This is a genomic window from Isoptericola sp. NPDC060257 (genome assembly GCF_042726645.1).
Classification (GTDB): Bacteria; Actinomycetota; Actinomycetes; order Actinomycetales; family Cellulomonadaceae; genus Isoptericola; species Isoptericola nanjingensis.
Window position 1 is genome coordinate 1 of record NZ_JBHXAW010000040.1, and the last position, 22,218, is coordinate 22,218.

Annotated in this window: 19 protein-coding genes; 3 read left to right on the forward strand and 16 right to left on the reverse strand. The window is 72.0% G+C overall.

Going from position 1 to position 22,218, the window contains the following annotated elements:
• From ACFWEK_RS05410 to ACFWEK_RS05455, 10 genes are all read right to left on the reverse strand, one after another.
• Window positions 1-336, reverse strand: a 336-nt coding sequence (locus tag ACFWEK_RS05410; protein ID WP_430553359.1) for an alpha/beta fold hydrolase, incomplete at its 3' end; no start/stop codon positions are given.
• Between the two features lie 68 nt (window positions 337-404).
• Entirely contained in the window at window positions 405-3,458 is a 3,054-nt protein-coding gene (locus tag ACFWEK_RS05415; RefSeq protein WP_430553360.1) for a glycoside hydrolase family 2 TIM barrel-domain containing protein, read from the reverse strand.
• Between the two features lie 7 nt (window positions 3,459-3,465).
• Window positions 3,466-4,383: a carbohydrate ABC transporter permease gene (locus ACFWEK_RS05420; protein WP_430553361.1), complete on the reverse strand. Its 918-nt coding sequence runs from the start codon at window positions 4,381-4,383 to the stop codon at window positions 3,466-3,468.
• The gene (locus ACFWEK_RS05425; protein WP_430548093.1) at window positions 4,380-5,282 is read right to left on the reverse strand and encodes a carbohydrate ABC transporter permease; all 903 of its coding nucleotides are present in this window, start codon (window positions 5,280-5,282) and stop codon (window positions 4,380-4,382) included. The genes ACFWEK_RS05420 and ACFWEK_RS05425 overlap by 4 nt, the downstream gene beginning before the upstream one ends.
• A complete protein-coding gene (locus tag ACFWEK_RS05430) occupies window positions 5,279-6,613 on the reverse strand; it encodes an ABC transporter substrate-binding protein (protein ID WP_430548094.1) in 1,335 nt (444 codons plus the stop codon). The genes ACFWEK_RS05425 and ACFWEK_RS05430 overlap by 4 nt, the downstream gene beginning before the upstream one ends.
• 163 nt (window positions 6,614-6,776) lie before the next feature.
• The gene (locus ACFWEK_RS05435; RefSeq protein ID WP_430553362.1) at window positions 6,777-7,907 is read right to left on the reverse strand and encodes a Gfo/Idh/MocA family protein; all 1,131 of its coding nucleotides are present in this window, start codon (window positions 7,905-7,907) and stop codon (window positions 6,777-6,779) included.
• Between the two features lie 116 nt (window positions 7,908-8,023).
• On the reverse strand, window positions 8,024-10,345 hold the full coding sequence (locus ACFWEK_RS05440; RefSeq protein WP_430553363.1) for a rhamnogalacturonan lyase: 2,322 nt from the start codon (window positions 10,343-10,345) through the stop codon (window positions 8,024-8,026).
• A gap of 101 nt (window positions 10,346-10,446) precedes the next feature.
• Complete coding sequence (locus ACFWEK_RS05445) at window positions 10,447-11,106, reverse strand: hypothetical protein (RefSeq protein WP_430553364.1); 660 nt, start codon at window positions 11,104-11,106, stop codon at window positions 10,447-10,449.
• Window positions 11,107-11,141: 35 nt separating this feature from the next.
• Window positions 11,142-12,101 (reverse strand): carbohydrate ABC transporter permease, encoded by a 960-nt coding sequence (locus ACFWEK_RS05450; RefSeq protein WP_430553365.1) that lies wholly within the window; start codon window positions 12,099-12,101, stop codon window positions 11,142-11,144.
• Entirely contained in the window at window positions 12,098-13,111 is a 1,014-nt protein-coding gene (locus ACFWEK_RS05455) for a carbohydrate ABC transporter permease (RefSeq protein WP_430553366.1), read from the reverse strand. Before ACFWEK_RS05455 ends, ACFWEK_RS05450 begins: the two co-directional genes overlap by 4 nt.
• Window positions 13,112-13,237: 126 nt before the next feature.
• Here ACFWEK_RS05455 and ACFWEK_RS05460 point away from each other — a divergent pair, with 126 nt between their 5' ends.
• Window positions 13,238-14,311 carry a LacI family DNA-binding transcriptional regulator gene (locus ACFWEK_RS05460; RefSeq protein WP_430553367.1) on the forward strand — a complete coding sequence of 358 codons (1,074 nt, stop codon included), beginning with the start codon at window positions 13,238-13,240 and terminating at the stop codon, window positions 14,309-14,311.
• 107 nt (window positions 14,312-14,418) lie between these two features.
• Entirely contained in the window at window positions 14,419-16,299 is a 1,881-nt protein-coding gene (locus tag ACFWEK_RS05465) for a glycoside hydrolase family 2 protein (RefSeq protein WP_430553368.1), read from the forward strand.
• Between the two features lie 31 nt (window positions 16,300-16,330).
• Here the strand turns inward: ACFWEK_RS05465 and ACFWEK_RS05470 are convergent, their stop codons facing one another.
• Together ACFWEK_RS05470 and ACFWEK_RS05475 are read right to left on the reverse strand one after the other, a co-directional pair.
• The gene (locus tag ACFWEK_RS05470) at window positions 16,331-16,858 is read right to left on the reverse strand and encodes a GrpB family protein (RefSeq protein ID WP_430553369.1); all 528 of its coding nucleotides are present in this window, start codon (window positions 16,856-16,858) and stop codon (window positions 16,331-16,333) included.
• Between the two features lie 11 nt (window positions 16,859-16,869).
• Window positions 16,870-17,595, reverse strand: a complete 726-nt coding sequence (locus tag ACFWEK_RS05475; RefSeq protein WP_430553370.1) for a ZIP family metal transporter — start codon at window positions 17,593-17,595, stop codon at window positions 16,870-16,872.
• Window positions 17,596-17,693: 98 nt separating this feature from the next.
• Here ACFWEK_RS05475 and ACFWEK_RS05480 point away from each other — a divergent pair, with 98 nt between their 5' ends.
• Window positions 17,694-18,134, forward strand: coding sequence for a DoxX family protein (locus tag ACFWEK_RS05480; RefSeq protein ID WP_429765212.1), 441 nt, complete (start codon window positions 17,694-17,696; stop codon window positions 18,132-18,134).
• Here the strand turns inward: ACFWEK_RS05480 and ACFWEK_RS05485 are convergent.
• The 4 genes from ACFWEK_RS05485 to ACFWEK_RS05500 form a co-directional block, all read right to left on the reverse strand.
• Complete coding sequence (locus ACFWEK_RS05485; protein WP_430547679.1) at window positions 18,111-18,728, reverse strand: DNA-3-methyladenine glycosylase I; 618 nt, start codon at window positions 18,726-18,728, stop codon at window positions 18,111-18,113. The two genes, ACFWEK_RS05480 and ACFWEK_RS05485, sit on opposite strands and share 24 nt — an antisense overlap.
• A gap of 64 nt (window positions 18,729-18,792) precedes the next feature.
• Window positions 18,793-19,677 carry a carbohydrate ABC transporter permease gene (locus ACFWEK_RS05490; protein WP_430553371.1) on the reverse strand — a complete coding sequence of 295 codons (885 nt, stop codon included), beginning with the start codon at window positions 19,675-19,677 and terminating at the stop codon, window positions 18,793-18,795.
• Complete coding sequence (locus ACFWEK_RS05495; protein WP_430547677.1) at window positions 19,674-20,606, reverse strand: carbohydrate ABC transporter permease; 933 nt, start codon at window positions 20,604-20,606, stop codon at window positions 19,674-19,676. Before ACFWEK_RS05495 ends, ACFWEK_RS05490 begins: the two co-directional genes overlap by 4 nt.
• A gap of 7 nt (window positions 20,607-20,613) precedes the next feature.
• Window positions 20,614-21,900 carry an ABC transporter substrate-binding protein gene (locus tag ACFWEK_RS05500; RefSeq protein ID WP_430553372.1) on the reverse strand — a complete coding sequence of 429 codons (1,287 nt, stop codon included), beginning with the start codon at window positions 21,898-21,900 and terminating at the stop codon, window positions 20,614-20,616.
• Between the last annotated feature and the right edge of the window lie 318 nt (window positions 21,901-22,218).

Consider the following 22,218-nt stretch of genomic DNA (forward strand, 5'->3'; position numbering starts at 1 on the left):
GCCACCATCGACGAGGTGATCCCACGATGCCTGGAGCAGCTTGTCGATCTCGTTCTGGCGTCCGTAGGTGGCCAGCAGTACGGCGGCCCTCACCCGCGCGCCCACGGCCAGCGCGACCTCCTGCGCGATCGCGGCGCCCTGCGACCATCCGACCAACGCGACGGGCTCGGGTCGACGTCGGACGAAGTCCCCGACGCACGCGACGACGCTCCGCCAGTCGAGGCCGTCCGGACGGTGGGCGAAGGTCGTGACCTGGTACCCGAGCGCCAAGAGCTCTTCACGGACCCCGGCAGACCAGGCGACCGGGTCGGCGAGCGGGTTGCTGAGGAAGACCACCTCGGGGCCAGTGCCCCAGGTTCGGGACGTCCCTCGATCGTCGTCCGTCGTCCGAGGCTCGCGTGGAGTCACAGGGCTCGCCAGCGCAGCTCCAGCGTGCGGGCCTGCGGGCGGAGCATCGCCGTGGGCCAGACGTCGGGGCCGCAGGCGCGCGAGCCCAGGCCGTGCTGGGCGGCGTCCACGTACAGGTGGTGCCGCTCGGGCACGGGTAGCTCGTGCGGGTGCGCCGCCGCGGAGAGCTCGTGGGCCGAGTGCCGGGCGAGCGTGAACCCGGGCAGACGGCCGCGCGCGTCGCGGCCGAGCGTCAGGCCCGCCCACGGCCGGCCGCCGCGCTCCAGCGCGACCTCGCGCACCTCGGACCGGTGGCCCGACTCCTGCGGCCGGGCGTACGGCACCGACAGGTCGTCGATCCCCGCACGGTGGCGGCCCACCACGACCGAGGAGCGGACGTCCGGGTACGAGTCGTGCGGGCCCAGCCCGAACCACCCGGCGCCGTCGACGTCGGTCGGCAGCGCCAGGTGCACTCCGACCCGGGGCCACACGTCGTCCCAGTGGTCGTCGGGGGTGAGGACGACGCGCAGCACCGCCTCGACGACGCCGTCCGCGGCCCGCTCCGCGGTCCACGTCTCCTCGACGTCGATCGTCCTGCGACTCTGCGCCGCGGACACCCGCCGCAGCACCCGCAGCCGGTCGGCCGACTCCTCGACCGCGACGGTGCGGTGCGTGAGCCGGTCCAGGCCCTGGCGGCGCCAGCGGTCCGCGACCGGCGGCGCGGGGGTGCCGCGCCACGGCAGGGTGGTGGGGTCGACGGCGTCGTAGCTGCCCATCGCGGCGCCGCGGTCGTTGTCCGTGGGCGCGCGCCACAGCTCGACGCGCGGCGCGGACACGTCCGCGCCGGCGAGCGCGACCAGCTCCGGGCCGCGGAACGCGACGGGCGCTTCCGCGAGCGCCACGGCCGGGCGACGCGTGCGGGCGGCGGCCCGGGTCGGCAGCGCCCACTGGTCGCGCGCGACGACGTGCCCGGCGTCGGCCCACGACGCGGCCTCGCGCAGTGCGAGCTCGACGGTGAGGAACGCCTCCACGCCCGGGCCCGCCTCGGGCAGCGACGCCGGCTCGAGCAGCGCGACCTCGGCCCGCTCCCCCGCCGCCACCGGCGTGAGGTCCTTGCCCGAGGCGACGACCTCGCCGTCGTGCTCGACCCGCCAGCGCAGCACGAGATCGGCGGTGTCCGCGGTGTGACGGCGGTTCCAGACCTCGACGGCCCCCGACGCCGGACCGCCGGACGGCCGCACGACGACCGGCCGCTCGACGTGCCAGAACTCCACCAGCCCGGGGCTCGGGGTGTCGTCGGACAGCACCATGCCGTCCATGACGAAGTTCCCGTCGTGCACCACCTCGCCGAAGTCGCCGCCGTACGCGAAGTACTCGACGCCGTCGGGGGTGGTGGTGCGCAGGCCGTGGTCGCGCCACTCCCAGACGAACCCGCCGTGCAGCCGCGGGTGGGTGTCGACGAGCGCGCGGTACTGGTCGAGCGCGCCCGGGCCGTTGCCCATGGCGTGCGCGTACTCGCACAGCAGGAACGGCTTGGACCGCTGCCGGGCGGAGTCGCCGATGCTGCAGCCGAGCACGGGCGACAGGTCGTCGCCACCGATCGACGCCGTCTCCGGCACCGTCGAGTACATCCGCGAGTAGACGTCGGTGTACTCGCCGGCGTAGTCGCCCTCGTAGTGCACGGGCCGCGACGGGTCGCGGTGGTGCACCCACTCCGCCATCGCGGCGAGGTTGCTGCCCGTGCCGGACTCGTTGCCGAGCGACCACAGCACGATGCTCGCGTGGTTCTTGTCGCGCTCCACGGTGCGCCGCACGCGGTCCAGGTACGCCTCGCGCCAGCGCGGGTCGTCGCTGGGGTTGCCCACCCAGCCGCCGGCCTCGAAACCGTGCGTCTCCAGGTCGGTCTCGAGGATCACCCACAGGCCCAGCTCGTCGGCCAGGTCCAGGACGCGCGGGTGCGGCGGGTAGTGGCTGGTGCGGATGGCGTTGACGTTGTGCTGCTTCATCCGCGCGAGGTCGGCGCGGGCGTGCTCCTCGTCGAAGACGCGCCCGCGGTCGGGGTGCGTCTCGTGCCGGTTCATCCCGGAGAACACGACCCGGCGACCGTTGACGAGCAGCAGGTCGCCCACGATCTCCACCCGCCGGAACCCGACGCGCAGCGACACCGTCTCGCCCTCCGACGCGACCGTCACGTCGTACAGGTTCGGCTCCTCCGCCGACCACGGCTCGACGGCGCCCACGGAGACGGGCGCGACGTCCTCGGGAGCCGCCCACGCGACGTCGACCCCGAGCTCGGGCACCCGCAGCCGTACGGGGAACGCGGCGGCGTCCGCCCGCACCTCCGGGACGAGGATGCCCTCCGACGACGCGGGGTCGTAGTCCGCGTCCAGCCAGACGTCGTCGAGCGCACCCACGGGGCGGTGCAGCAGGGTGACGTCGCGGAAGATGCCGGGCAGCCACCACTGGTCCTGGTCCTCGAGGTAGCTCGCGGCCGACCACTGCACCACGCGCACGGCCACGGTGTTCGTGCCCGGGCGCACCGCGTCGGTGACGTCGTACTCGTGGGCGAGCCGGCTGCCGGACGCCGAGCCCACCTCCTCGCCGTTCACCCACACCGTGAAGAACGACTCGACGCCGTCGAACCGCAGCAGCACGCGCCCGCCCTCGGTCCACGACGTCGGCACGTCGACCTCGCGGCGGTAGTCGCCGGTCGGGTTCTCGTCCGGCACGTGCGGCGGATCCACCGGGAACGGGAACTGCACGTTGGTGTAGATCGGGAGGCCGTGCGCGCCGCCGCCCTCGAGGACCCAGTGCGCGGGCACGGCGAGCTCGCCCCACCCGGCGTCCGCGGACGTCGCATAGCCGGGCCGCGCGAAGTCCGCGGCCCCTTCGCCGTCCGGCAGGACTCCGTGGGCGCCCGGCGTGCCGGGCACGCCCGCCAGGAGGCGGAAGTCCCACGTGCCGTCGAGAGAGAGGCGGGGGGCGTCCCCGGCGGGCGCGGACCGCGGCGGCTCGACGCGCCCGGACCAGGGCGCGGTGGACTCGTGCGGGAGCGGGGAGAGCAGGGTCATGCGGCGATCATGCCTTCACGGCGCCTTCCGTCAGGCCGCCGCGCCAGAACCGTTGCAGCACGATCATGGCGACGGCGAGCGGGATGACCGAGAGCAGCACGCCCCCGGTGGTGAGCTCGTAGAACTCGGGCAGCCGGTCGGTCTGGCTGTTCCAGTTGTTGAGCCCGAGGGTGATCGGGTAGAGGTCCTGGTCGCTCAGCATCACGAGCGGCAGGAAGTAGTTGTTCCAGATGCCGACGATCTGGAAGAGGAACACCGTCACGAGCGCCGGCGTCATGATCCGCAGCCCCAGGGTGTGGAAGATGCGCAACTCCCCCGCGCCGTCGATGCGGGCGGCCTCGACGAGGGAGGTGTCCACGGTGGCGTCCGCGTAGATGCGGCACAGGAAGAACCCGAACGGCGACACCAGCGACGGGATCAGCACGCTCCAGTACGTGTTGGCGAGCCCGAGCTGGCTGAACAGCAGGAACAGCGGCAGGGCGGTGGCCGTGCCGGGCACGAGCACCCCGCCGAGCACGAGCCCGAAGATGAGGTTGCGGCCCCGGAACTGGTACTTGGCCAGGGCGTACCCGCCTGCCGCCGCCAGGTAGGTGGCGATCAGGCCGCCCATCCCGGCGTACAGCACCGAGTTGGCGAACCAGCGGATGAAGACGCCGTTCCCGTAGGTGAGCACGGCGGCGAGGTTGTCGAACAGCGCGAAGGAGTTGCCGAACCAGAAGCCGTTCGTGCCGAAGAGGTCGTCCGTCGTCTTCGAGGCGGCGACGACCACCCAGTAGACGGGCACGAGGAAGTAGATCGCGACGACGGCGAGGATCGCGGTGACGAGGATCGTCGTCGCCGGGCGACGACGACGACCGCCGGGGGTCGCGGCGGGGACGTCCGTCGGGTCGGTGCGCTGCGGCGCGGTGGAGACGGCGGCGGTCATCGCGAGCTCCTGTTCGTCAGCCTCAGGAAGAGGAAGGACAGCGCGAACGCCACGAGCGCGATGAGCACGGACTGGGCGGCGGCGACGTTGTAGTCGTTGTAGGCGAAGGCGGTCGTGTACGCCGACAGGTTGGGCGTGTACTGCGAGTCGATCGCCGGCGAGACGGTCATGAGGAGCTGCGGCTCGGCGAAGAGCTGCAGCGTGCCGATGATCGAGAACACGGTGGTGAGCACCAGGGCGGGGCGGATCAGCGGCAGCTGGATGCTCCACGCCGTGCGCCACGGCCCGGCGCCGTCCACCCGTGCCGCCTCGTACATCTCCGGCGGGATGGCCTTGAGCTGGGCCACGATGATGAGCATGTTGTAGCCCGCGTACGTCCAGGTGACGATGTTCGCGATCGACCACAGCACCGTCCCGGCGCCGAGGAAGTCGGGCGTGAACCCGAACAGCGTCTCGGTGAGGTCGATGATCGGGCTCAGGCCGGGCACGTAGAGGAACGACCAGAGGATGGTCGCGATGACGCCCGGGATGCCGTACGGCATGAAGTACGTGGCGCGGAAGAAACCGGGCCAGCGCGCCGAGGCCGACTCGAGCAGCAGGGCCAGCACCGTCGCGGCGACGATCATCACCGGCACCTGCACGACGCCGAACAGCAGCATCCGCCAGATCGATGCGACGAAGTTCCCGTCCTCCAGCGCGATCCGGTAGTTCTCGAACCAGGCGAACCCGGTGGTGACGCCCTGCTCGCCGAACAGCCCGGCGCGGGTGACGGTGGTGAAGCTCTGCCCGATCGCCACGATGATCGGCAGCACGAACGTCAGCAGGAACAGCAGCAGGAACGGACCCACCAGGATCCAGGGCGCGCGCCCGACGGCGGTGCTCGCCTTCTTCGCGGTCATCGCTCTGCCCTCCGGATCGTCAGGCCCTTCTGCCGGAACACCTCGATGGTCCGGTCCTCGGCGGCGACGACGGCGTCGACGAGCGTGCCGCCCGTGGCCTTGCGCCGGAACCCGTCGCCCAGGATGTTGAACGTCTGCTGCGTGATGGGCCACCACTGCCAGTCGGGGTTCTGGTCCTGCGTGGCCGGCTGGAAGACCTCGGTGTTGTAGCGCTGGCCGCCGAAGAACTCGCTCGGCTCCTCGCGCGCCGCCCCGATGTAGTCGCGGGCCGGCGACCACCCGATGCCGGAGTACTTGATCATCGCGTCGATGCCCTCCGGGTCGGTGTTCATCCAGACGGCGAACTCCATCGCCTCCTTCGGGTGCCGGCTGTTCGCGAGCACCGCCGACGTCGAGCCGCCGATGAACGACGACCCGAAGCCGTGGTCCCAGCGCGGGGCGGGCGCCACGCGCCACTTGCCCTCCGCGCCGCTCACGCTCTGCAGCAGCGCGTCGCCCCAGCTCGCGCTCACGAGCGACGCGATCTGGTCGTGCGCCGCGGCGGCGTACCAGCCGGGCGTGTACGGGTTGGCGGCCGTGGTCACCAGGCCGTCGTCGATGACCTGGTCGAAGAAGCGCGCGACGTCGAGCGTGACCTCCCCGGCCATGTCGATGACCCAGCCGTCCTCGGCGCTGCGGAGCCACGTGGCCCCGGCCTGCATGGCGTGCGCGGTGAACACGGACGTGTCGTCGAGCGGGAAGGAGTCGATGTACGCGTCGATCTCGCGGAACGCGGGGGCGACCTCCGCCCACTCGGTCCACGTGGTGGGGACGTCGGCGCCCACCTGCTCGTACAGGTCGGGCCGGTAGTACATGCCCACCGGGCCGGAGTCCTGCGGGATGCCGTAGACGCCGCCGGCGAAGCTCACCTGGCTCCACAGCGTCTCGTCGAACTTGTCCGCGTGCTCGGAGACGCCGTACCGCTCCAGGTCGACGAGCCCGTTGACGAGCATGAACTCCGGCACGGTGCGCATCTCCACCTGCGCCAGGTCGGGCCCGCCGCCCGCCGCGAGGGCGGAGTACATCTTCTGGTACCCGCCGTCGTTGCCGCCGGGGATCCAGGAGACCTGCACCTGGACGTCCGGGTTCTTCGCGTTCCAGATGTCGGCGACCTTCTGCAGGTCCTTGAGCCAGGCCCAGTACGTGAGCGTGACCTTCTCCCCCGCCGCCGCCGGCACCACCGGCTGGGCGTTGACCGACGTGGTGCCGGGCGTCGCGCACCCGGCGAGCAGCGCCGACGCTCCCCCGGCGAGCCCCCAGCCGAGGAGCTCCCGTCTCGTGACCTGTCGCATCCGTCCCCACTTCGTCGTGACGTCGGGCCGGGGCGGGTGCCCCGGGCTCGTGTGAGCGTGGTCACGTTAACAGCGGGCCGGACGCCCGGGTCAAACCCGTCTCAGGGCGTGTCAGCCGTCACGTCCAGGAGATGGTGCGGGCGCTGCCACGACCCTCACGGGGTCAGCTCACGGGCGGCCAGGGGGTGCCGGTGCCGGCCATGGAGGCGTGGAACGGGTCGCCCTCGACGATCTCGCCGGCGCGGACCGTGGCGTCCGTGAAGGCGGACTTGTAGATCGCCGCCGCCAGCTCGAGCGTGGCCCGGGTGTCCGCCACGGTGACCGGCGGTGTCTGCCCGGCGGCCAGCGCCCGGTAGGTGGGCACGAGCTGCGCCAGGTGGCCGCTCGCGCCGCCGTCGACGGAGGTTGCCGACGCCGCGACGTCGGCCGCCCACGCCTCGGCGACGTCGTCCCGACCGGCCACGGGGGTCACTGTCCAGCTCGTGTCGTCGTACCCGTACAGGTGCTCCAGCTCGACGGTCGCGGCCTCGGTGTCGAAGCGCAGGCGCGACGTCTGGCGGGGGGAGATGGCGGAGTTCGTGATCGTCGCCATCGTGCCGCTCGCGAACCGCACCAGCGCCGTCGAGACGTCCTCGGTGTCGGTGTGCCGGGCGAGCCGGCCGGCCATCGCCCGCACCTCGGTCCACGGGCCGAGCACCGCCAGGAGCAGGTCGAACTGGTGGATGCCGTGGCCCATGGTGGTGCCGCCGCCCTCGGTGTCGAAGCGGCCCCGCCACGGGACGGCGAAGTAGTCCGGGGTGCGGAACCAGAGGGTGTCGCACTGCGCCACGTACGCGGGCCCGAGCGTCCCGTCGTCGAGCAGCCGGCGCAGCCGCTGGATCCCCGCGCCGAACCGGTGCTGCACGATCTGGGTGAACCGCCCCGGCAGGCCGGCGTCGATCGCCTGCCGCTCCGCCGCCGCCAGGGCGTCGGCCTCCGCCAGCGACAGCACCGCCGGCTTCTCCACGACGACATGCGCGCCGGACCGCAGCGCCGCCACGGCGGCGCCCAGGTGCACCGACGGCGGCGTGCAGACGTGCACGACGTCGACCTCGCCGGCGTCGAGCAGCGCCTGCAGGTCGGTGCCGTGGTGCGGCACGTCGTGCTCGGCCGCGAACGCGGCGGCGCGGCCGGCGTCGACGTCGACGACGTGCGCGACCTCGACGCCGTCCGGGCCGCCGTGCGCGGCGAGGGCGCGGACGGCATCGACGTGCGCGCCGGCGATCGCGCCGGCGCCGAGGATCGTGACCTTCATGAGTGCTTCTCTCTGCCGAGGTGGTACGGGCCTCGCCGAAGTGGTTCGAATCTCGCCGAGGTAGCGGTCTGGTCCACTACCTCGGCGAGAAAGGAACTACCTCAGCAGGAGACGGACTACCTCAGCGACGGGACGGGCACCTGCGACCAGTCAGTGTCGGAGGCCAGGTAGAACCCCGGGTACGACGGCTGGTTGTAGGTGGTCTGCTGCCGGGCCACCTCGGCCCGGTACTGCGGGTCGTGCAGCAGGGTGTACATCGTCGTGGTGCTCACCTCGGTGGAGGTGTAGACCCGCAGCGCGGACGAGTCCGCGGTGCGCACCAGCACCTCCTCGCGCCAGTCGCCCAGCACGTCGGCGACGAGCGACGGGTTGCCCTTGGTGTCGTTGTTCGTCAGCGTGCCGTCCAGCGTGCGGCGCACGGTGCCGTCGCCGTCCACGATCTGCGGGGTCTGCTCGCGCGAGCCCGTGACGATCTGCGTGGTGCCGTCTGCGGCCCAGCGCACCGTCTGGTTGGTGCCCGGCGTGGTGGCGCGCAGCTGCTCCCCCGTGGCGCTGAGCAGCCCGGACGCGTCGGTGCCGTCGGGCATGGACGCCCAGACCTCGATGCCGGGGGTGGGGTCGACGTCGCCGGTCAGGCAGCGCCCCGTGTCCTTGCCGGAGAACGCGCCGAAGATCGCCTCGCCGGTGGCGGCGTCGCGCAGCACCGAGCCGTAGGGCACGCCCGCCCCGCCCTCGTGGCAGGTCCAGATCTCCAGGCCCGGGCGGGCCGGGTCGATGTCGGTGACGTGCATCGCGTCGCCGTGGCCGAGGTTCGCCGTCGCGCCCGGGTTCGACGACCCCTCCGGGAGGGTGTCGGACGACGAGTACAGCAGCGTGCCGTCGTCGTCGAGCGTCGCCGACCCGTAGACGATCTCCTGCTTCCCGTCGCCGTCCACGTCCGCCGCGGACAGGGAGTGGAACCCCTGCCCCCACAGCTGGGTGAGCGGCTGGTCCGGGTCGGGCTGGACGCCCTTGTTCTCGCTGTCCAGGAACGGGTTGTTCATCGGCTTGAAGCCGGAGTCGGCGGTCCAGCGGGTGCTGATCTTCCGGCCGTCCCAGTCGTAGGCCACGATCGCGGCACGCGTGTAGTACCCGCGGGCGAAGATCGCCGACGGGTGCTCGCCGTCGAGGTACGCGACCCCGGACAGGAACCGGTCGACGCGGTTGCCCGGCTCGATCCGGGTCCACTCGTAGTCGCCCCAGCGCAGCCCGTCGTCGGTGCGGCCGGGCTCGTAGTCCACGGTGTCCAGGGGCTTGCCGGAGCGGCCGTCGAAGACGGTGAGGTACTCCGGACCGGTGAGGACGAAGCCGTCGAACGTGCGCAGGTCGTTGCGGTCGGAGCGGGCGGGTGCCCACTCGTCGACGTAGTAGTCGACGAGCTCGCGCGCGTCCGCCTCGGACAGCGGGTAGTCGTAGCGCGGCTCGATGCCGAGCGCCGCCTCGATCGTCGCTGGCCACTGGCCGCTCACGACCTCGGGCTCGGCCGCCCAGCCCTGGAACAGCTCCACGAGGTGGTCGGCGTAGTCCGCGGCGCTCCAGCGGAAGTCGGAGTCGTCCGTGACGCCGGCCTTGCGGTCCGCCTTCGCGATCGGCACGTAGCGCTCGTTCGCCGGCTTCCCGTGGCGGTAGGTCGTGACCTTGGTCCCGGGCGCGGTCTTCATCATGACCTCGGCGGTCCCGTCGCCGTCGAAGTCGTACACCGGGAACTGCGTGTAATGCGCGCCCGAGCGGACGTTCACGCCCATGTCGATGCGCCACAGCTGCGTGCCGTCCAGCTCGTACGCGTCGAAGTACGTGTTGCCCGTGTACCCCTTCTGCGACACGTCCTTGGCGCGCGACGGGTACCACTTGACGACGATCTCCAGCGCGCCGTCGCCGTCCAGGTCGGCCACGGACGCGTCGTTGGCCGAGTAGGTGATCGGCTCGCCCAGCGGCGTGACGTCGTCGGCGGGCTTGTTCAGCGGGATGTCGAGGTGGTCGTCCGACCAGGCGGTGACGGCGGCGCTGCGCGTGCCGACGCGCTCTCTGCCGTGCTTGTCCTGGGTCACCGGCGCGACGGCGTAGCGCGAGGCCGCGGTCCCCTCGGTGTCGACGTAGTTGGTGGAGTCCGTGACCGTGGCGACCCGCTTCCCGTCGCGGAAGACGGCGAAGCCCGGCCCGGCCATCCCGGTGTCGGTGTGGCCGGTGACCTCGTCACCCAGCAGCCGCCAGGACAGGAAGACGCCCTCGCTCGTCGAGGCCGCGACCAGCCCCCGGTCGAGGTGCTCCAGCTGCACTCCCCCGGTCCCCCCGGCGCCCCCCGACGGGGCGGGCTGGGCGGCGGCCGGCACGCCGCTGACGGCGAGCACGCCCGCCGTCAGCGCGGCGACGGCTCCCACGGTGGTTCTGGTCGTTCGCATGGCATGTTCCTTCCTGCATCGTTGCAACTCGGGATCGGACACCGTCCGTCGGGCGCGCGCGACACATGCGGGTGCCGGCGCGCCCGGCGGGCGCGAGCGGGTCAGACGTCGGCGCGGCCGCCGCGGCGGGCCTCCACGCCCACCACGGCCAGGGCCAGCAGGCCCCCCACCACCAGCACGAGCGGCGGCAGCATCCACACGAAGACGACGCACAGGGCGGCCGCCACGGCGACCAGCACGGAGCCGGTCAGGTCGTCCTGCGTGCGTTGCACGCCCACGGCCAGCGCCTGCCGCGCGGTGCGGGCCCCGGCGTACTGCCCGCCGGTGGACTCGGCCCAGGCGCCGGCCGCACGGGCCAGCACCGCGACGACGGCGGCCGCGGCGACGGCGACCACCACCGCGACGACGCTCGCGCCGGGCAGCACGTCCGCCCGCGCGAGCTGCCAGTCGAGGGCCAGCAGCAGGGCGACGCCGACGGCGGCGACGCCGAGCGGCCACAGCGCCCGGACCGCGGCCCACCAGTCGCGGACGAACCGGCTCACGCCGACGTCGTGGCCGGTCACCTGGCGGCGGACGTGCGCCACGCCCGCCGCCAGGGAGGGTACGGCGGTGACCAGCAGCAGGCTGCCCACCGCGACGAGCACACCGGCCAGCACCACCTCGGCGAACAGCGCCAGCGCGGCTCCCGTCTTGGTCTCACCCCCGGCGGCGGTCTTCCGCCGCCGGTCGCGACCTCGCTCTCGCCGGCCCCCTGCCGCCATGGCCACCCCTTCCGTCGTCGTGCCGTCCACCATCCTCAGCCCTTGAGGCCTTGGGTGGCGACGCCGTCGACGATGTAGCGCTGGAAGAGGATGAAGAAGATCATCACGGGTAGCAGGGCGAGGACGGCCATGGCCATCTGGGCGCCGTAGTCGGACACGGATGTCTGGTCGACGTAGAGGCGTAGCGCGATGGGCAGGGGGTAGAGGTCGGGCTTCTTGAGGTAGAGCAGGGGTCCGAGGAAGTCGTTCCAGGACCAGATGAACGCGAAGATCGAGCTGGTGATGATCGCGGGGCGCATCAGGGGCAGCATGATGGAGCCGAAGATGCGGCCGTGGCCGGCGCCGTCGATGCGGGCGGCCTCGTCGAGCTCGCGGGGCAGGTTGCGCATGAACTGGACCATGAGGAACACGAAGAACGCTTCGCCGGCGAGGAACTTCGGTGCCAGCAGCGGGATGAAGGTGTTCACCATGCCGAGCTCGTTGAACATGATGTATTGCGGGATGATCACGACGTGGAACGGCAGCAGCAGGGTGCCGATCATGATCGCGAAGAAGATGCCCCGGCCGGGGAAGTCGATCCGCGCGAACGCGTAGGCCGCGACGGTGGAGGACAGCACCACCCCGACCACGGAGGCGACGGCCAGGATCATGGAGTTGCCGAAGAAGGTCCAGAACCCGACCCCGCCGATCCCGGACAACGCGGTCGCGAAGTTGGACAGCGACAGGTTGTCCGACCACAGGCTGATGTTCCCGATGATCTCGTTGGACGGCTTGAACGAACTCATCAGCATCCACGCCGCGGGGTAGAGCACCACGATCGTGCAGATGACCATGAAGGCGTGGAACCCGAGCGACCGGACCCCCTTGCGCCGCTTGGCCGCCTTGCGCAGCGAGGTGTCGATCGGGCCGGCCGGGCGGGACGACCCGTCCCCGGTGGCGATTCCTGTGGCGGCCGCCTGGTTCGACAGCGGCGGTGTCGTGATGTGCGCGCTCATCGGTTGTCTCCGGAGTAGTGGACCCAGGCGTTGGAGGTCTTGAACAGGATCGCGGTGATCACACCGACCACGACGACCAGGACCCAGGCCATGGCCGAGGCGTACCCCATGTCGAACTGGGCGAAGCCCTTGATGTACAGGTACAGCGTGTAGAACAGGGTCGAGTCCGCCGGGCCGCCCGTGCCGCCGGAGATGATGAACGCGGACCCGAAGACCTGGAACGCGCCGATGGTCTCCAGCAGCAGGTTGAAGAACAGCACCGGGGACAGCATCGGGATCGTGATCCGCCAGAACTTGCGCACCGGGCCCGCGCCGTCCACGGACGCGGCCTCGTACAGCTCCGCGGGGATCTGCTTCAGCCCGGCGAGGAAGATGACCATCGGGGCGCCGAACGTCCACACCGCGAGCAGCACGAACATCGGCATCGTCTTGGACGGGTCACCCACCCACCCCCCGGCCGGCAGCCCGAACAGCTGCTGGATCCGGTCCACGATGCCGTCATCGATGAACATCGCCTTCCACACGATCGCGATCGACACGCTCGCGCCGATCAGCGACGGGGCGTAGAAGATCGACCGGTACGCGCCCTGACCCCGGTGCTTCATGTTCAGCACCATCGCGACCAACAGGGCAGCGGCGAGCTTGATCGGCGTGCCGACCAGCACATAGATCGCCGTCACCTTCGCCGACGTCCAGAACCTGGGGTCCTCGAACAGCTTCGTGAAGTTCTCCAACCCCACCCACGACGGCGGCCTGAACAAGTCATAGTCCGTGAACGCCAGATACAACGACGCCACCATCGGGAACGCCGTCAGCACCACAAAACCCACCAACCACGGCGACAAGAACGCGAACCCCGCACCCGCCTCACGGCGACGGGATCGGGCGCTTCGTGGGTTGCTGGCACGGGTGGGTGCGGCGGAGGGGGCCGCCGGAGCCGTCTCACCGGTCACTGTCACGTGGTCCGTCTTTCTGAGTCGTCGTCGACACAGCGTCTGCTGACACGTCATGGTCGAGCATTGGTGCAACGTTGCGATCTAACGTTGGATCACGATGAACTACCGCGGCACCTCTCGTCAAGGGGTGGCGCGCCGTTTGCGTCGGACCCGGTCCGGGACCGACGGCGAGGAGGACGAGTGGACGACGACGGCACGACGAGCACGGGGAGCCCGGCCGTCACGACGACGAAGCCGCCGGGGGTCAAGGACGTCGCGGCGGCCGCAGGGGTGTCGTGGAAGACGGTCTCGAACGTCGTGAACGGCACGGGCCGGGTCGGCGCGGCGACCCGCGGACGGGTCGAACGGGTCATCGCCGACCTCGGCTACAGGCCCAACCTCGCCGGCCGTCAGCTGCGCCAGGGGCGCACCGGGATCCTCGCGCTGGCGGTGCCGCAGATCGACTCGCCCTACTTCTCGACCCTCGCTCACGAGACGATCGAGGTGGCGGCGGCGCGGGGCTACCGGGTGCTGATCGACGAGACCCGCGGGGTCCCGGAGGCCGAGCGCCTCGTGGCGCGCGGCTTCGACGTGCGTCTCATCGACGGCATCGTGTTCAGCCCGCTCGACCTCAGCCTCGACGACGTCGACGAGCTGCGCGGCAGTACGCCGATGGTGCTGCTCGGCGAGCGGCCCTGGCACCCCGGCGGGGCGCTGACCACCGACCACGTGAGCATCGACAACGTCGCCGCCGCGCGGGAGGCCACGCGCCACCTGCTCGGGACCGGGCGTCGCCGGCTCGCCTTCCTGGGCGCGGAACCCGACGTGCCGGAGCGGTCGGGAGCCCCCCGCCAGCGCGGGTTCGTCGAGGAGCTGCGCGCGGCCGGGCTCGAGGTGCGGCCTCCCTGGCTGCTCCCGGTGGCGGACTACAGCCGACGGTCCGGAGCGCGCGCCGTCGAGGACGTGCTGCCCCGTGCGGGCGAGATCGACGGCCTCGTGTGCGGCAACGACCTGCTCGCGCTCGGGGCGATGCACGCGCTTCGCACGAACGGCGTCCGGGTGCCGGAGGACGTCGGCGTGGTGGGCTGGGACAACACCGAGGACGGCCGCTACGCCAACCCGGGTCTCACGACGATCGCGCCGGACGTGCGAGGGGTCGCGGAGGCCGCCGTCGGCCGCCTGGTGGCGCAGGTGGAGCGCACCGGAGGGGCGCCCGAGGACGTCGTCGTGCCCCACCGGTTGCTCGTCCGTGAGAGCTCCCGTCGACAGGGCTGACGGCGCCATGTCGCAGACGCCGGGTGGTACAACGTTGCGTTTTTCGGATCACGGAGGTTGAATCAGCCCGGACCATCGACCACGCCGACCGCGACGGAGCAGCCGCCATGGCAGACCACCTCACCCACCTCGACCCGCCCTCCGCCCACCCGGGCACCGCCGTGCCGCGACCGGAGTACCCGCGCCCGCAGGTGGTGCGCGAGCGCTGGCTCAACCTCAACGGCACGTGGCAGTTCGAGCTGGACCGCGGCGACTCGGGACTGGAACGCGGTCTGCGCGACCGCGGGCTCGCCGGCACCATCACCGTGCCGTTCGCGCCCGAGTCGGAGCTGTCCGGGATCGGGGACACCGACTTTCTCGAGGCGGTCTGGTACCGCCGCGAGGTGACCGTCCCGGCCGAGTGGGCCGCCGTCGCCGGCGACGACACGCACGTGCTGCTGCACTTCGGCGCCGTCGACCACGACACCACCGTGTGGGTGGACGGCACCGAGGTGGTGCGTCACCGCGGCGGGTTCTCGCCCTTCACGGCCGACCTGCACGGCGTGGCGGCGCCCGGCGACACCGTGACCGTCGTCGTGCGGGCCCGCGACCCGCGCGAGGCCCGGCAGGCCCGCGGCAAGCAGGCCACCTGGTACGCGAACACGCACTGCCAGTACACGCGCACCACCGGCATCTGGCAGACGGTGTGGCTGGAGCCCGTGCCGGGCGCCCACCTGCGCCGTCCGCGCGTCACGCCGCACGTGGCGAGCAGCGCGTTCGACGTCGTGCTGCCGCTCACCGCGAACCGCCCCGGCCACACCGTCATCGCGACGCTCACCGACGCCGACGGTGTCGTGGCGTCCGAGACCGCGCGCGCCGACGTCGACCTCGCGCCCGCGCTGCGCGTCGTCGTCCCCGAGGGCCGCGTGCGCCTGTGGGGCCCGGGGGACCCGCACCTGTACGGCCTGCGCGTGGAGCTGCGCGACGGCGACGGCGCGCTCGTCGACGCCGTCGACTCCTACGCGGGCCTGAGGTCCGTCGCGATCGACGGCCAGGCCGTGCGGATCAACGGCCGAGCCGTCTTCCAGCGGCTGGTGCTCGACCAGGGGTACTGGCCCGAGTCGCTGATGACGGCGCCGTCGGACGCCGCGCTCGTGCGCGACATCGAGCTCGGGATGCAGGCCGGCTTCAACGGCGCGCGCCTGCACCAGAAGGTCTTCGAGGAGCGGTTCCTGTTCCACGCGGACCGGCTCGGCTACCTCGTGTGGGGCGAGTTCGGCGACTGGGGCGTGAGCGGGCAGGGCACCGTCGGTCACAACCAGCAGCCCACCGCGTCGTTCACGACCCAGTGGCTCGAGGTGCTGGAGCGGGACCACTCGCACCCGTCGATCATCGGCTGGTGCCCGCTCAACGAGACGCACCAGGACCTGCACGACCGGATGACCGTGCTCGACGACGTCACCCGCGGCATGTTCCTCGCCACCAAGCTCGCTGACCCGTCGCGCCCGGTGATCGACGCCAGCGGGTACGCGCACCGCGTGCTCGAGACCGACGTGTGGGACTCGCACAGCTACGAGCAGGACCCGGCGGCGTTCGCCCGTCAGATGGCGGGGTTGGCCGACGGCGCGCCGTACGAGAACCGGCGCGACGACGTGGCGATGTCGCTCCCGTACCGGGGCCAGCCGTACTTCGTCTCCGAGTACGGCGGCATCTGGTGGAACCCGGAGGCGGCGGCCGCCGCGGCGGGGAACGACACCGCCGAGTCGTGGGGCTACGGCCAGCGCGTCCCCGACGAGGAGGGGTTCCACGCCCGGTTCCGCGGCCTGACCGACGTGCTGCTCGGCGACCCGCTGATGTTCGGCTACTGCTACACCCAGCTCACCGACGTGTTCCAGGAGCAGAACGGCGTGTACCGCTTCGACCGCTCCGAGAAGCTCGACGTCGCCCGTGTCCGGGAGGTGCAGCAGCAGGTCGCCGCCGTCGAGGAGGCGGACCGGGCCGCGGTCTGACGCACGGGCGGACCTCCGGCGGCGGCCGGGCCTACTTGTCCCAGGCCGTCGTCGGCGGCAGCCCGCGGGCCGCGCGCTCGGCGTTGAGCAGCTCCTCGACGAGCGCGCGCTTGCCGGCGGTGTACTCCCGGCCGTCGGTGAGCTCGGCCGCGAGGCGCGTCTTGAGCTCGCCGTACCGGCGCCGCGCCGTCGCGTCGTGGAGCAGCCGGTCGCGGAACAGCCGCTGCGGGCACGTGTCCCAGACGTCGTCGGCGAAGACGTGCAGGATGTGGGTGCGCGCGCCGTCGCGCTCCCGCACGTAGACGCCGTGGTTCCTCGGGCCGTGCGCGATCCGCCAGTAGGCGAGGGGTGCGACGTCGTCGCCCAGCCCGAACGGGTCGACGCCGGGTGCCGCGCGGGCTGCCAGGTCGAGGATCGGCTTCGCGACCAGCCCGGGCACCGCGGTGCTGCCGATGTGCTCGACCGCCGTCACCCGGTCGCCCAGGGTGCCCCGGAGCCGCGCGGCCTCGGCGCGGAACTCGTCGGCGAACTCCGGGCGGTGCGCAGCGAGGGCGATCATCGGCCCCGACCCTAGCCCAGCGCCGACAGCCCGAAGGCGGTCGCGAACCCGAGCACGGTGACGAGCCCGGTGACCGGGCCGCCGAACTCGGTGGCCTCGGGGATCATCGTGTCCACCAGCATGGTCAGCAGGGCGCCGGCGGCGAAGGCCTGCACGACGGCGATGGTCACCGGGTCCGCGCTGCCCAGCGCGGCGTACCCCACCCCGGCCGCGACGGCGGACACCAGGGTGGTGCCGCCCCAGAGCAGCGCCAGCCGCGCGGTGGACGTGCCCGCCTGCCGTAGTCCCACGGTCGCGGACATCGCCTCGGGCAGGTTGGAGATGAACACGGCGGCGAGCACCGCGACGCTCACCCCGCCACCCCCGACCAGGGTCGAGCCCAGCACCACGGACTCGGGGATGCCGTCCAGCACCGTGCCCAGTGCGATCGCGCCGCCCGACCCCGCCGACTGCGCGCCCGTGGACCGCTTGCGGTCCTGGCCGCCGCGCCGGTCGATGAGCAGGTCGCCGACGAAGAACGTCAGCGCCCCGGCGGCCAGGCCCGCGAGCAGCACCCAGCCGCTCGCCGCGCGCGAGGCGTCCTCGACCAGGTCGTACGCCACCGCGCTGATGAGCACCCCCGCGCCGAACGCCATGATGAGGCCCGTGAGCCGACGGCTCGGCGTCCGCCACAGGACGAGGGCCGCACCGATCAGCAGCGACGAGCTGCCCAGCAGACCCCACCAGAACCCGGTCATGCGGACAGTGGACCAGGTGGCGCGGCCGGCCGCCCGTCGACGGCGGCCCGGCCGGTCGCGCGGGTGCGTCGTTCCCGCGCTGCTGCGAGCATCGCCGGATGGACCTGCAGGAGCTCGTGCGACCGGAGCCGACGTCGATACCTCGCCGGATCGGGAGGGTCACGCTCGGTGTGGCGCTCGCCGGTGCCGGGATCACCCACCTCACGGTCGCCCGCGAGGAGTTCCGTGCCCAGGTCCCCGCCTGGTTCCCGGTCGACGAGGACGTCACCGTCCTCGCGTCCGGGGTCGTGGAGATCGTGCTGGGCGGGTCGCTCGTCGCGCTCTCCCGGTGGAAGGTCGCGGTCGGGCTGGTCGTCGCGGCGTTCTTCGTCGTGATCTTTCCCGGGAACGTCGGCCAGTGGCTCGAACGGAAGGACGGGTTCGGCCTCGACACCGACGCCAAGCGGTTCGTCCGGCTGTTCTTCCAGCCGGCTCTCGTCGCGCTCGCGCTGTGGTCGACGGGGGCCTTCGCCGCCCTACGCCGCGCCGCCCGCCGCTGACCGGCGGCCGGTGACCACCGGGCACGTCGCGAGGTGGTCGTCCACGAGCCCGCAGGCCTGCATGGCCGCGTACGCCGTCGTCGGGCCGAAGAAGCGGAAGCCTTCCTTCTTCAGCGCCTTGGCGAGGGCCACCGACTCGGGAGTGCTGGCCGGCACGGTGTCCCAGGCGCCGAGCCGGCGCTCGCGGGGCGGGGGAGCGAACGACCAGAACAGCTCGTCGAGCGTGCGGCCGGCGTCGTGCAGGGCGAGCACGGCGCGCGCGTTGCCGATCGTGGCCTCGATCTTCTGCCGGTTGCGGATGATCCGGGCGTCGCCGAGGAGCCGCTCGACGTCGTCCTCGCCGAGGGTGGCGACGCGCTCGGGCTCGAAGTCGAGGAACACCTCCCGGAACGCGGGGCGCTTGCGCAGCACGGTGATCCACGACAGGCCGGACTGGAACCCCTCCAGCGCGATGCGCTCCAGCAGCGCGGCCTCGCCGTGCACGGGCACCGCCCACTCCGTGTCGTGGTACGCCTCGTACAGCGGGTCGCCGTCGCCGAAGCAGCGGGCGGCGACGGGCGGGGCGTCGGGCTCCTGGCCGGTGGTCGTCGTCATGCCCCCAGCCTGCCCGGTGCTCCCGACACCCGACCGCGTTTGTCCACAGGCCCCCGCGGTCCGCTCAGCCCTTGACCGACCCGGACATCAGGCCGCCCATGAAGTACCGGCCCAGCAGCACGTACACGAGCAGCGTGGGCAGCGACGCGAACAGCGCGCCCGCCATCGAGACGCCGTAGTCCTGCAGCAGCGCGCCGTTCGCCAGGTTGTTCAGCGCGAGGGTGACCGGCCCGTTCTGGCTGGAGGAGAAGAACACGGCGAACAGGAAGTCGTTCCACGCCGAGGTGAACTGCCAGATGAGCACGACGACGAAGCTCGGCACGGAGATCGGCAGCACGATCCAGGCGTACGTGCGCAGCATCCCCGCGCCGTCGACGCGCGCCGCCTCGACCAGCTCTTGCGGCACTGTCATGTAGTAGTTGCGGAAGATCAGCGTCGTGATGGGGATGCCGTAGACGACGTGCAGCAGGATCAGCGAGGGGACGCCGCTCGGCACGCCCAGCCCGAGCACCAGCTGGTTCAGCGGGATCATCACCGCCTGGTACGGGATGAACATGCCGAACAGGATCAGCGTGAACACGAGGTCCGCCCCGGGGAACCGCCACCGCGACAGCACGAACCCGTTGAGCGACCCGAGGAACGCCGAGATCAGCGCGGCCGGCACCACCATCTGCACGGTGCGCGCGATGGCGGGCGAGAGGGTGGACCACGCCGTCTCCCAGTTGGCGGTCGTCCACACCTGCGGCAGGTTCCACGCGCGGGTGGGGGCGGCGTCGCCCGGCCCCTTGAAGCTGGTCACGAGCAGCACGTACACCGGCACCAGCACCACGAGCACGAAGAGGAGCAGCACCAGGTAGCGCAGCGTGCGCCCCACGGTGAACCGGCCGCGCGGCGCGGAGCGGCGCCCGAGGTCGATAGGGCGCCCGGCCTCCTCGACGACGGCGGTCATCGCTTGTCCTGCCGATGCGTGTGGACCAGGTACGGCACGATGACGATCGCCACGATGACCAGCAGGATCGTGCCGACGGCGGCCGCGTTCGCGTAGTCGAAGGCCGACTTGAACACGTACATGTCCACGGCGGGCACCTTGGTCTGGTAGTTCGCCGGCTTGGAGATCGACATGATGAGGTCGAACGCCTTGAGCGACATGTGGCCGATGATGATGAGCGCGGACAGCGCGATCGGCGACAGCTGCGGGAACAGCACGTGCCGGTACAGCTTCCACTCGCTCGCGCCGTCCACCCGGGCGGCCTCGCGCAGCTCCACGGGGATGCCGCGGAAGCCGGCGAGGAACAGCGCCATCACGTAGCCGGAGAGCTGCCAGATCGCGGGGATCGCGATGGCGACGATCCCCACGGACACGTTGTTCCACCAGTTGTTCTGCAGCGCGTCCAGGCCGATCATCTGGAACAGCCGGTTGAGGCCGGACGCCTGCTCGTCCTGGTTGGAGTTGAGCAGCCACCGCCACACCACGCCCGACGCGATGAACGAGACCGCCATCGGGAACAGGTAGATCGACCGGAAGAACCCCTCGCCACGCAGCGGCTTGTCGAGCAGCCAGGCCCACAGGAAGCCGATGACCATCGTGCCCACGAGGAACACCACGGTGTACAGCACGAGGTTGGTGAGCGAGTGCTGGAACTCCTCGCTGCCCAGCAGGTCGAGGTAGTTGCGCAGCCCCACGCCCGTCGTCGGTGCCTGGCCCGTCGCCTGCGCGGCCGTGTGGTTGTCGGTGGTCGACTGCCGGGCGTTCGCCACGATGAGGCCGTAGACGAACACCCCGACCAGGATCAGCGAGGGCAGCAGCAGGAGCAGGGGAGCGCCGGCGCGGCGGACCGCCCGGCGCACCCCCGCCCGCCTGCGCGTGGCGGTGGCCATCGGCGCCTCAGCCGGCGTTCGCGGCGGCCAGCTCCGACTGGAACGCCGCCAGGTTGGACGCCCCCGAGGTGAACTTGCTCGTGGCGTCCGTGATGGCCGTGAGCGTCGCCACCGGGACCGCGGCCCCGTGCGCCAGCGAGGACACGATCGTGTCGCTCTTGAAGGCCTCGGCCGCGGACTGCTGGTACTCGCCGAAGGTCGACATGTCGACGTCCGTGCGGGCCGGGATGGAGCCCTTGGCCTTGTTGAACGCCTCCTGGCCCTCGGCCGACCCGACCGTCTCGAGCCACGCCTTGGCCCCGTCGGGGTGCGGGGCGCCCACGGGCAGCGTGAACGAGTCGGCGAGGAAGTCGAAGACGCCGTCCGTGCCCGGGACGGCGAAGGCCGAGTAGTCGGTGCCGAGCTCCTGGTCCTGCTCCTCGTACGACGCCTCCGCCCAGTCGCCCATCACGGTGAACGCGGCCTTGCCGTCGATGACGAGCTGCTGCGACTCCGGCCAGTCCAGGCCGTCACGGTCGGTGTTCGTGTAGCCCATGAGGGTCTCGAAGTCCTCCAGCGCCGCCGTGACCTCCGGGCCCTTCCAGTCGGTCGACCCGTCCCACAGCCCGGAGTAGCCCTCCGCACCCAGGTCGGCCAGCAGCACCGTCTCGAGCAGCTGCACCTGCGTCCACGCCTGCGCGACGGCGAGCGGCGTGACGCCCGCCTTCTTCAGCGTGGCCAGGTCGTCCATCCACGACGAGAGGTCGGAGTACGTGGCGTCCGGGTCGAGACCGGCGTCGGTGAGCACCTGCCGGTTGGACCACACCACGTTGGCGCGGTGGATGTTCGACGGGATCGAGTAGATCTCGCCGTCGTCCGCGGTGAGCCGGTCCATGAGGTCGGGCGGGAAGACGTCGGTGAGCCCGAACTCGTCGTAGAGGTCGGAGACGGGCTCGATCTGCGCGGCGTCGATGTAGTCCTGCAGCTCCGCGCCCGCATGGGCCTGGAACGTGTCCGGCGGGTCCTGCGCCTGCAGGCGGGTCTGCAGCAGGTCCTTCGCCTGCGACCCCGCGCCGCCGGCCACGGCCCCGTTGACGAACGTCACGTCCGGGTGCTGCTCGTCGAAGACCTTGACCAGCGCGTCCAGACCGGCCTTCTCCGACCCGGCCGCCCACCAGGTGAAGACCTCCACCTCGTCCGCGCCGCCGCTGCCGCTGCTCTCCGGTTCACCGCCGTTGCCGCCGCACGCGGCCAGCGCCAACGCCGCCACGGCCGCGACCGCGGCGACAGCCGACGTCCTGGGAGCTCCTCGCATCTGCCTCACCCCTACGCCCTCGGGCCGGTGGGGGGTCGGTGCGCGCGGCGCGCGTCACCGGCCTGGCGCGTCCTTGCGCCCCGGTCTCGCTCTCATCGCACGACCGGCGCGGTCACGGTGTCAAGGCGCCCGGGGAACCTTCGCCCGAATCGTGACCGGATGTCACCCTCGTGCGATGCCGGCAACGCCGTCACGCAGGAGGTCGTGAAGGCGTTCGGTCTGCGCTGACCTGACCTGCCGACGTAGTACCCGATGATGCTTCCAGGGAAGGAAGCATCATCGGGTACAACGGCGGTGGCGGGGTGTTAATTAGCACCC

What these genes read in the sequence shown, in the direction of transcription:
- ACFWEK_RS05495 (WP_430547677.1), bottom strand. Translation starts at nt 20,606, where the DNA reads ATGGCCACCGCCACGCGCAGGCGGGCGGGGGTGCGCCGGGCGGTCCGC.
- ACFWEK_RS05465 (WP_430553368.1), top strand. Translation starts at nt 14,419, where the DNA reads ATGGCAGACCACCTCACCCACCTCGACCCGCCCTCCGCCCACCCGGGC.
- ACFWEK_RS05445 (WP_430553364.1), bottom strand. Translation starts at nt 11,106, where the DNA reads ATGGCGGCAGGGGGCCGGCGAGAGCGAGGTCGCGACCGGCGGCGGAAG.
- ACFWEK_RS05470 (WP_430553369.1), bottom strand. Translation starts at nt 16,858, where the DNA reads ATGATCGCCCTCGCTGCGCACCGCCCGGAGTTCGCCGACGAGTTCCGC.
- ACFWEK_RS05420 (WP_430553361.1), bottom strand. Translation starts at nt 4,383, where the DNA reads ATGACCGCCGCCGTCTCCACCGCGCCGCAGCGCACCGACCCGACGGAC.
- ACFWEK_RS05455 (WP_430553366.1), bottom strand. Translation starts at nt 13,111, where the DNA reads ATGACGTGTCAGCAGACGCTGTGTCGACGACGACTCAGAAAGACGGAC.
- ACFWEK_RS05475 (WP_430553370.1), bottom strand. Translation starts at nt 17,595, where the DNA reads ATGACCGGGTTCTGGTGGGGTCTGCTGGGCAGCTCGTCGCTGCTGATC.
- ACFWEK_RS05450 (WP_430553365.1), bottom strand. Translation starts at nt 12,101, where the DNA reads ATGAGCGCGCACATCACGACACCGCCGCTGTCGAACCAGGCGGCCGCC.
- ACFWEK_RS05500 (WP_430553372.1), bottom strand. Translation starts at nt 21,900, where the DNA reads ATGCGAGGAGCTCCCAGGACGTCGGCTGTCGCCGCGGTCGCGGCCGTG.
- ACFWEK_RS05435 (WP_430553362.1), bottom strand. Translation starts at nt 7,907, where the DNA reads ATGAAGGTCACGATCCTCGGCGCCGGCGCGATCGCCGGCGCGCACGTC.
- ACFWEK_RS05415 (WP_430553360.1), bottom strand. Translation starts at nt 3,458, where the DNA reads ATGACCCTGCTCTCCCCGCTCCCGCACGAGTCCACCGCGCCCTGGTCC.
- ACFWEK_RS05440 (WP_430553363.1), bottom strand. Translation starts at nt 10,345, where the DNA reads ATGCGAACGACCAGAACCACCGTGGGAGCCGTCGCCGCGCTGACGGCG.
- ACFWEK_RS05485 (WP_430547679.1), bottom strand. Translation starts at nt 18,728, where the DNA reads ATGACGACGACCACCGGCCAGGAGCCCGACGCCCCGCCCGTCGCCGCC.
- ACFWEK_RS05425 (WP_430548093.1), bottom strand. Translation starts at nt 5,282, where the DNA reads ATGACCGCGAAGAAGGCGAGCACCGCCGTCGGGCGCGCGCCCTGGATC.
- ACFWEK_RS05490 (WP_430553371.1), bottom strand. Translation starts at nt 19,677, where the DNA reads ATGACCGCCGTCGTCGAGGAGGCCGGGCGCCCTATCGACCTCGGGCGC.
- ACFWEK_RS05430 (WP_430548094.1), bottom strand. Translation starts at nt 6,613, where the DNA reads ATGCGACAGGTCACGAGACGGGAGCTCCTCGGCTGGGGGCTCGCCGGG.
- ACFWEK_RS05480 (WP_429765212.1), top strand. Translation starts at nt 17,694, where the DNA reads ATGGACCTGCAGGAGCTCGTGCGACCGGAGCCGACGTCGATACCTCGC.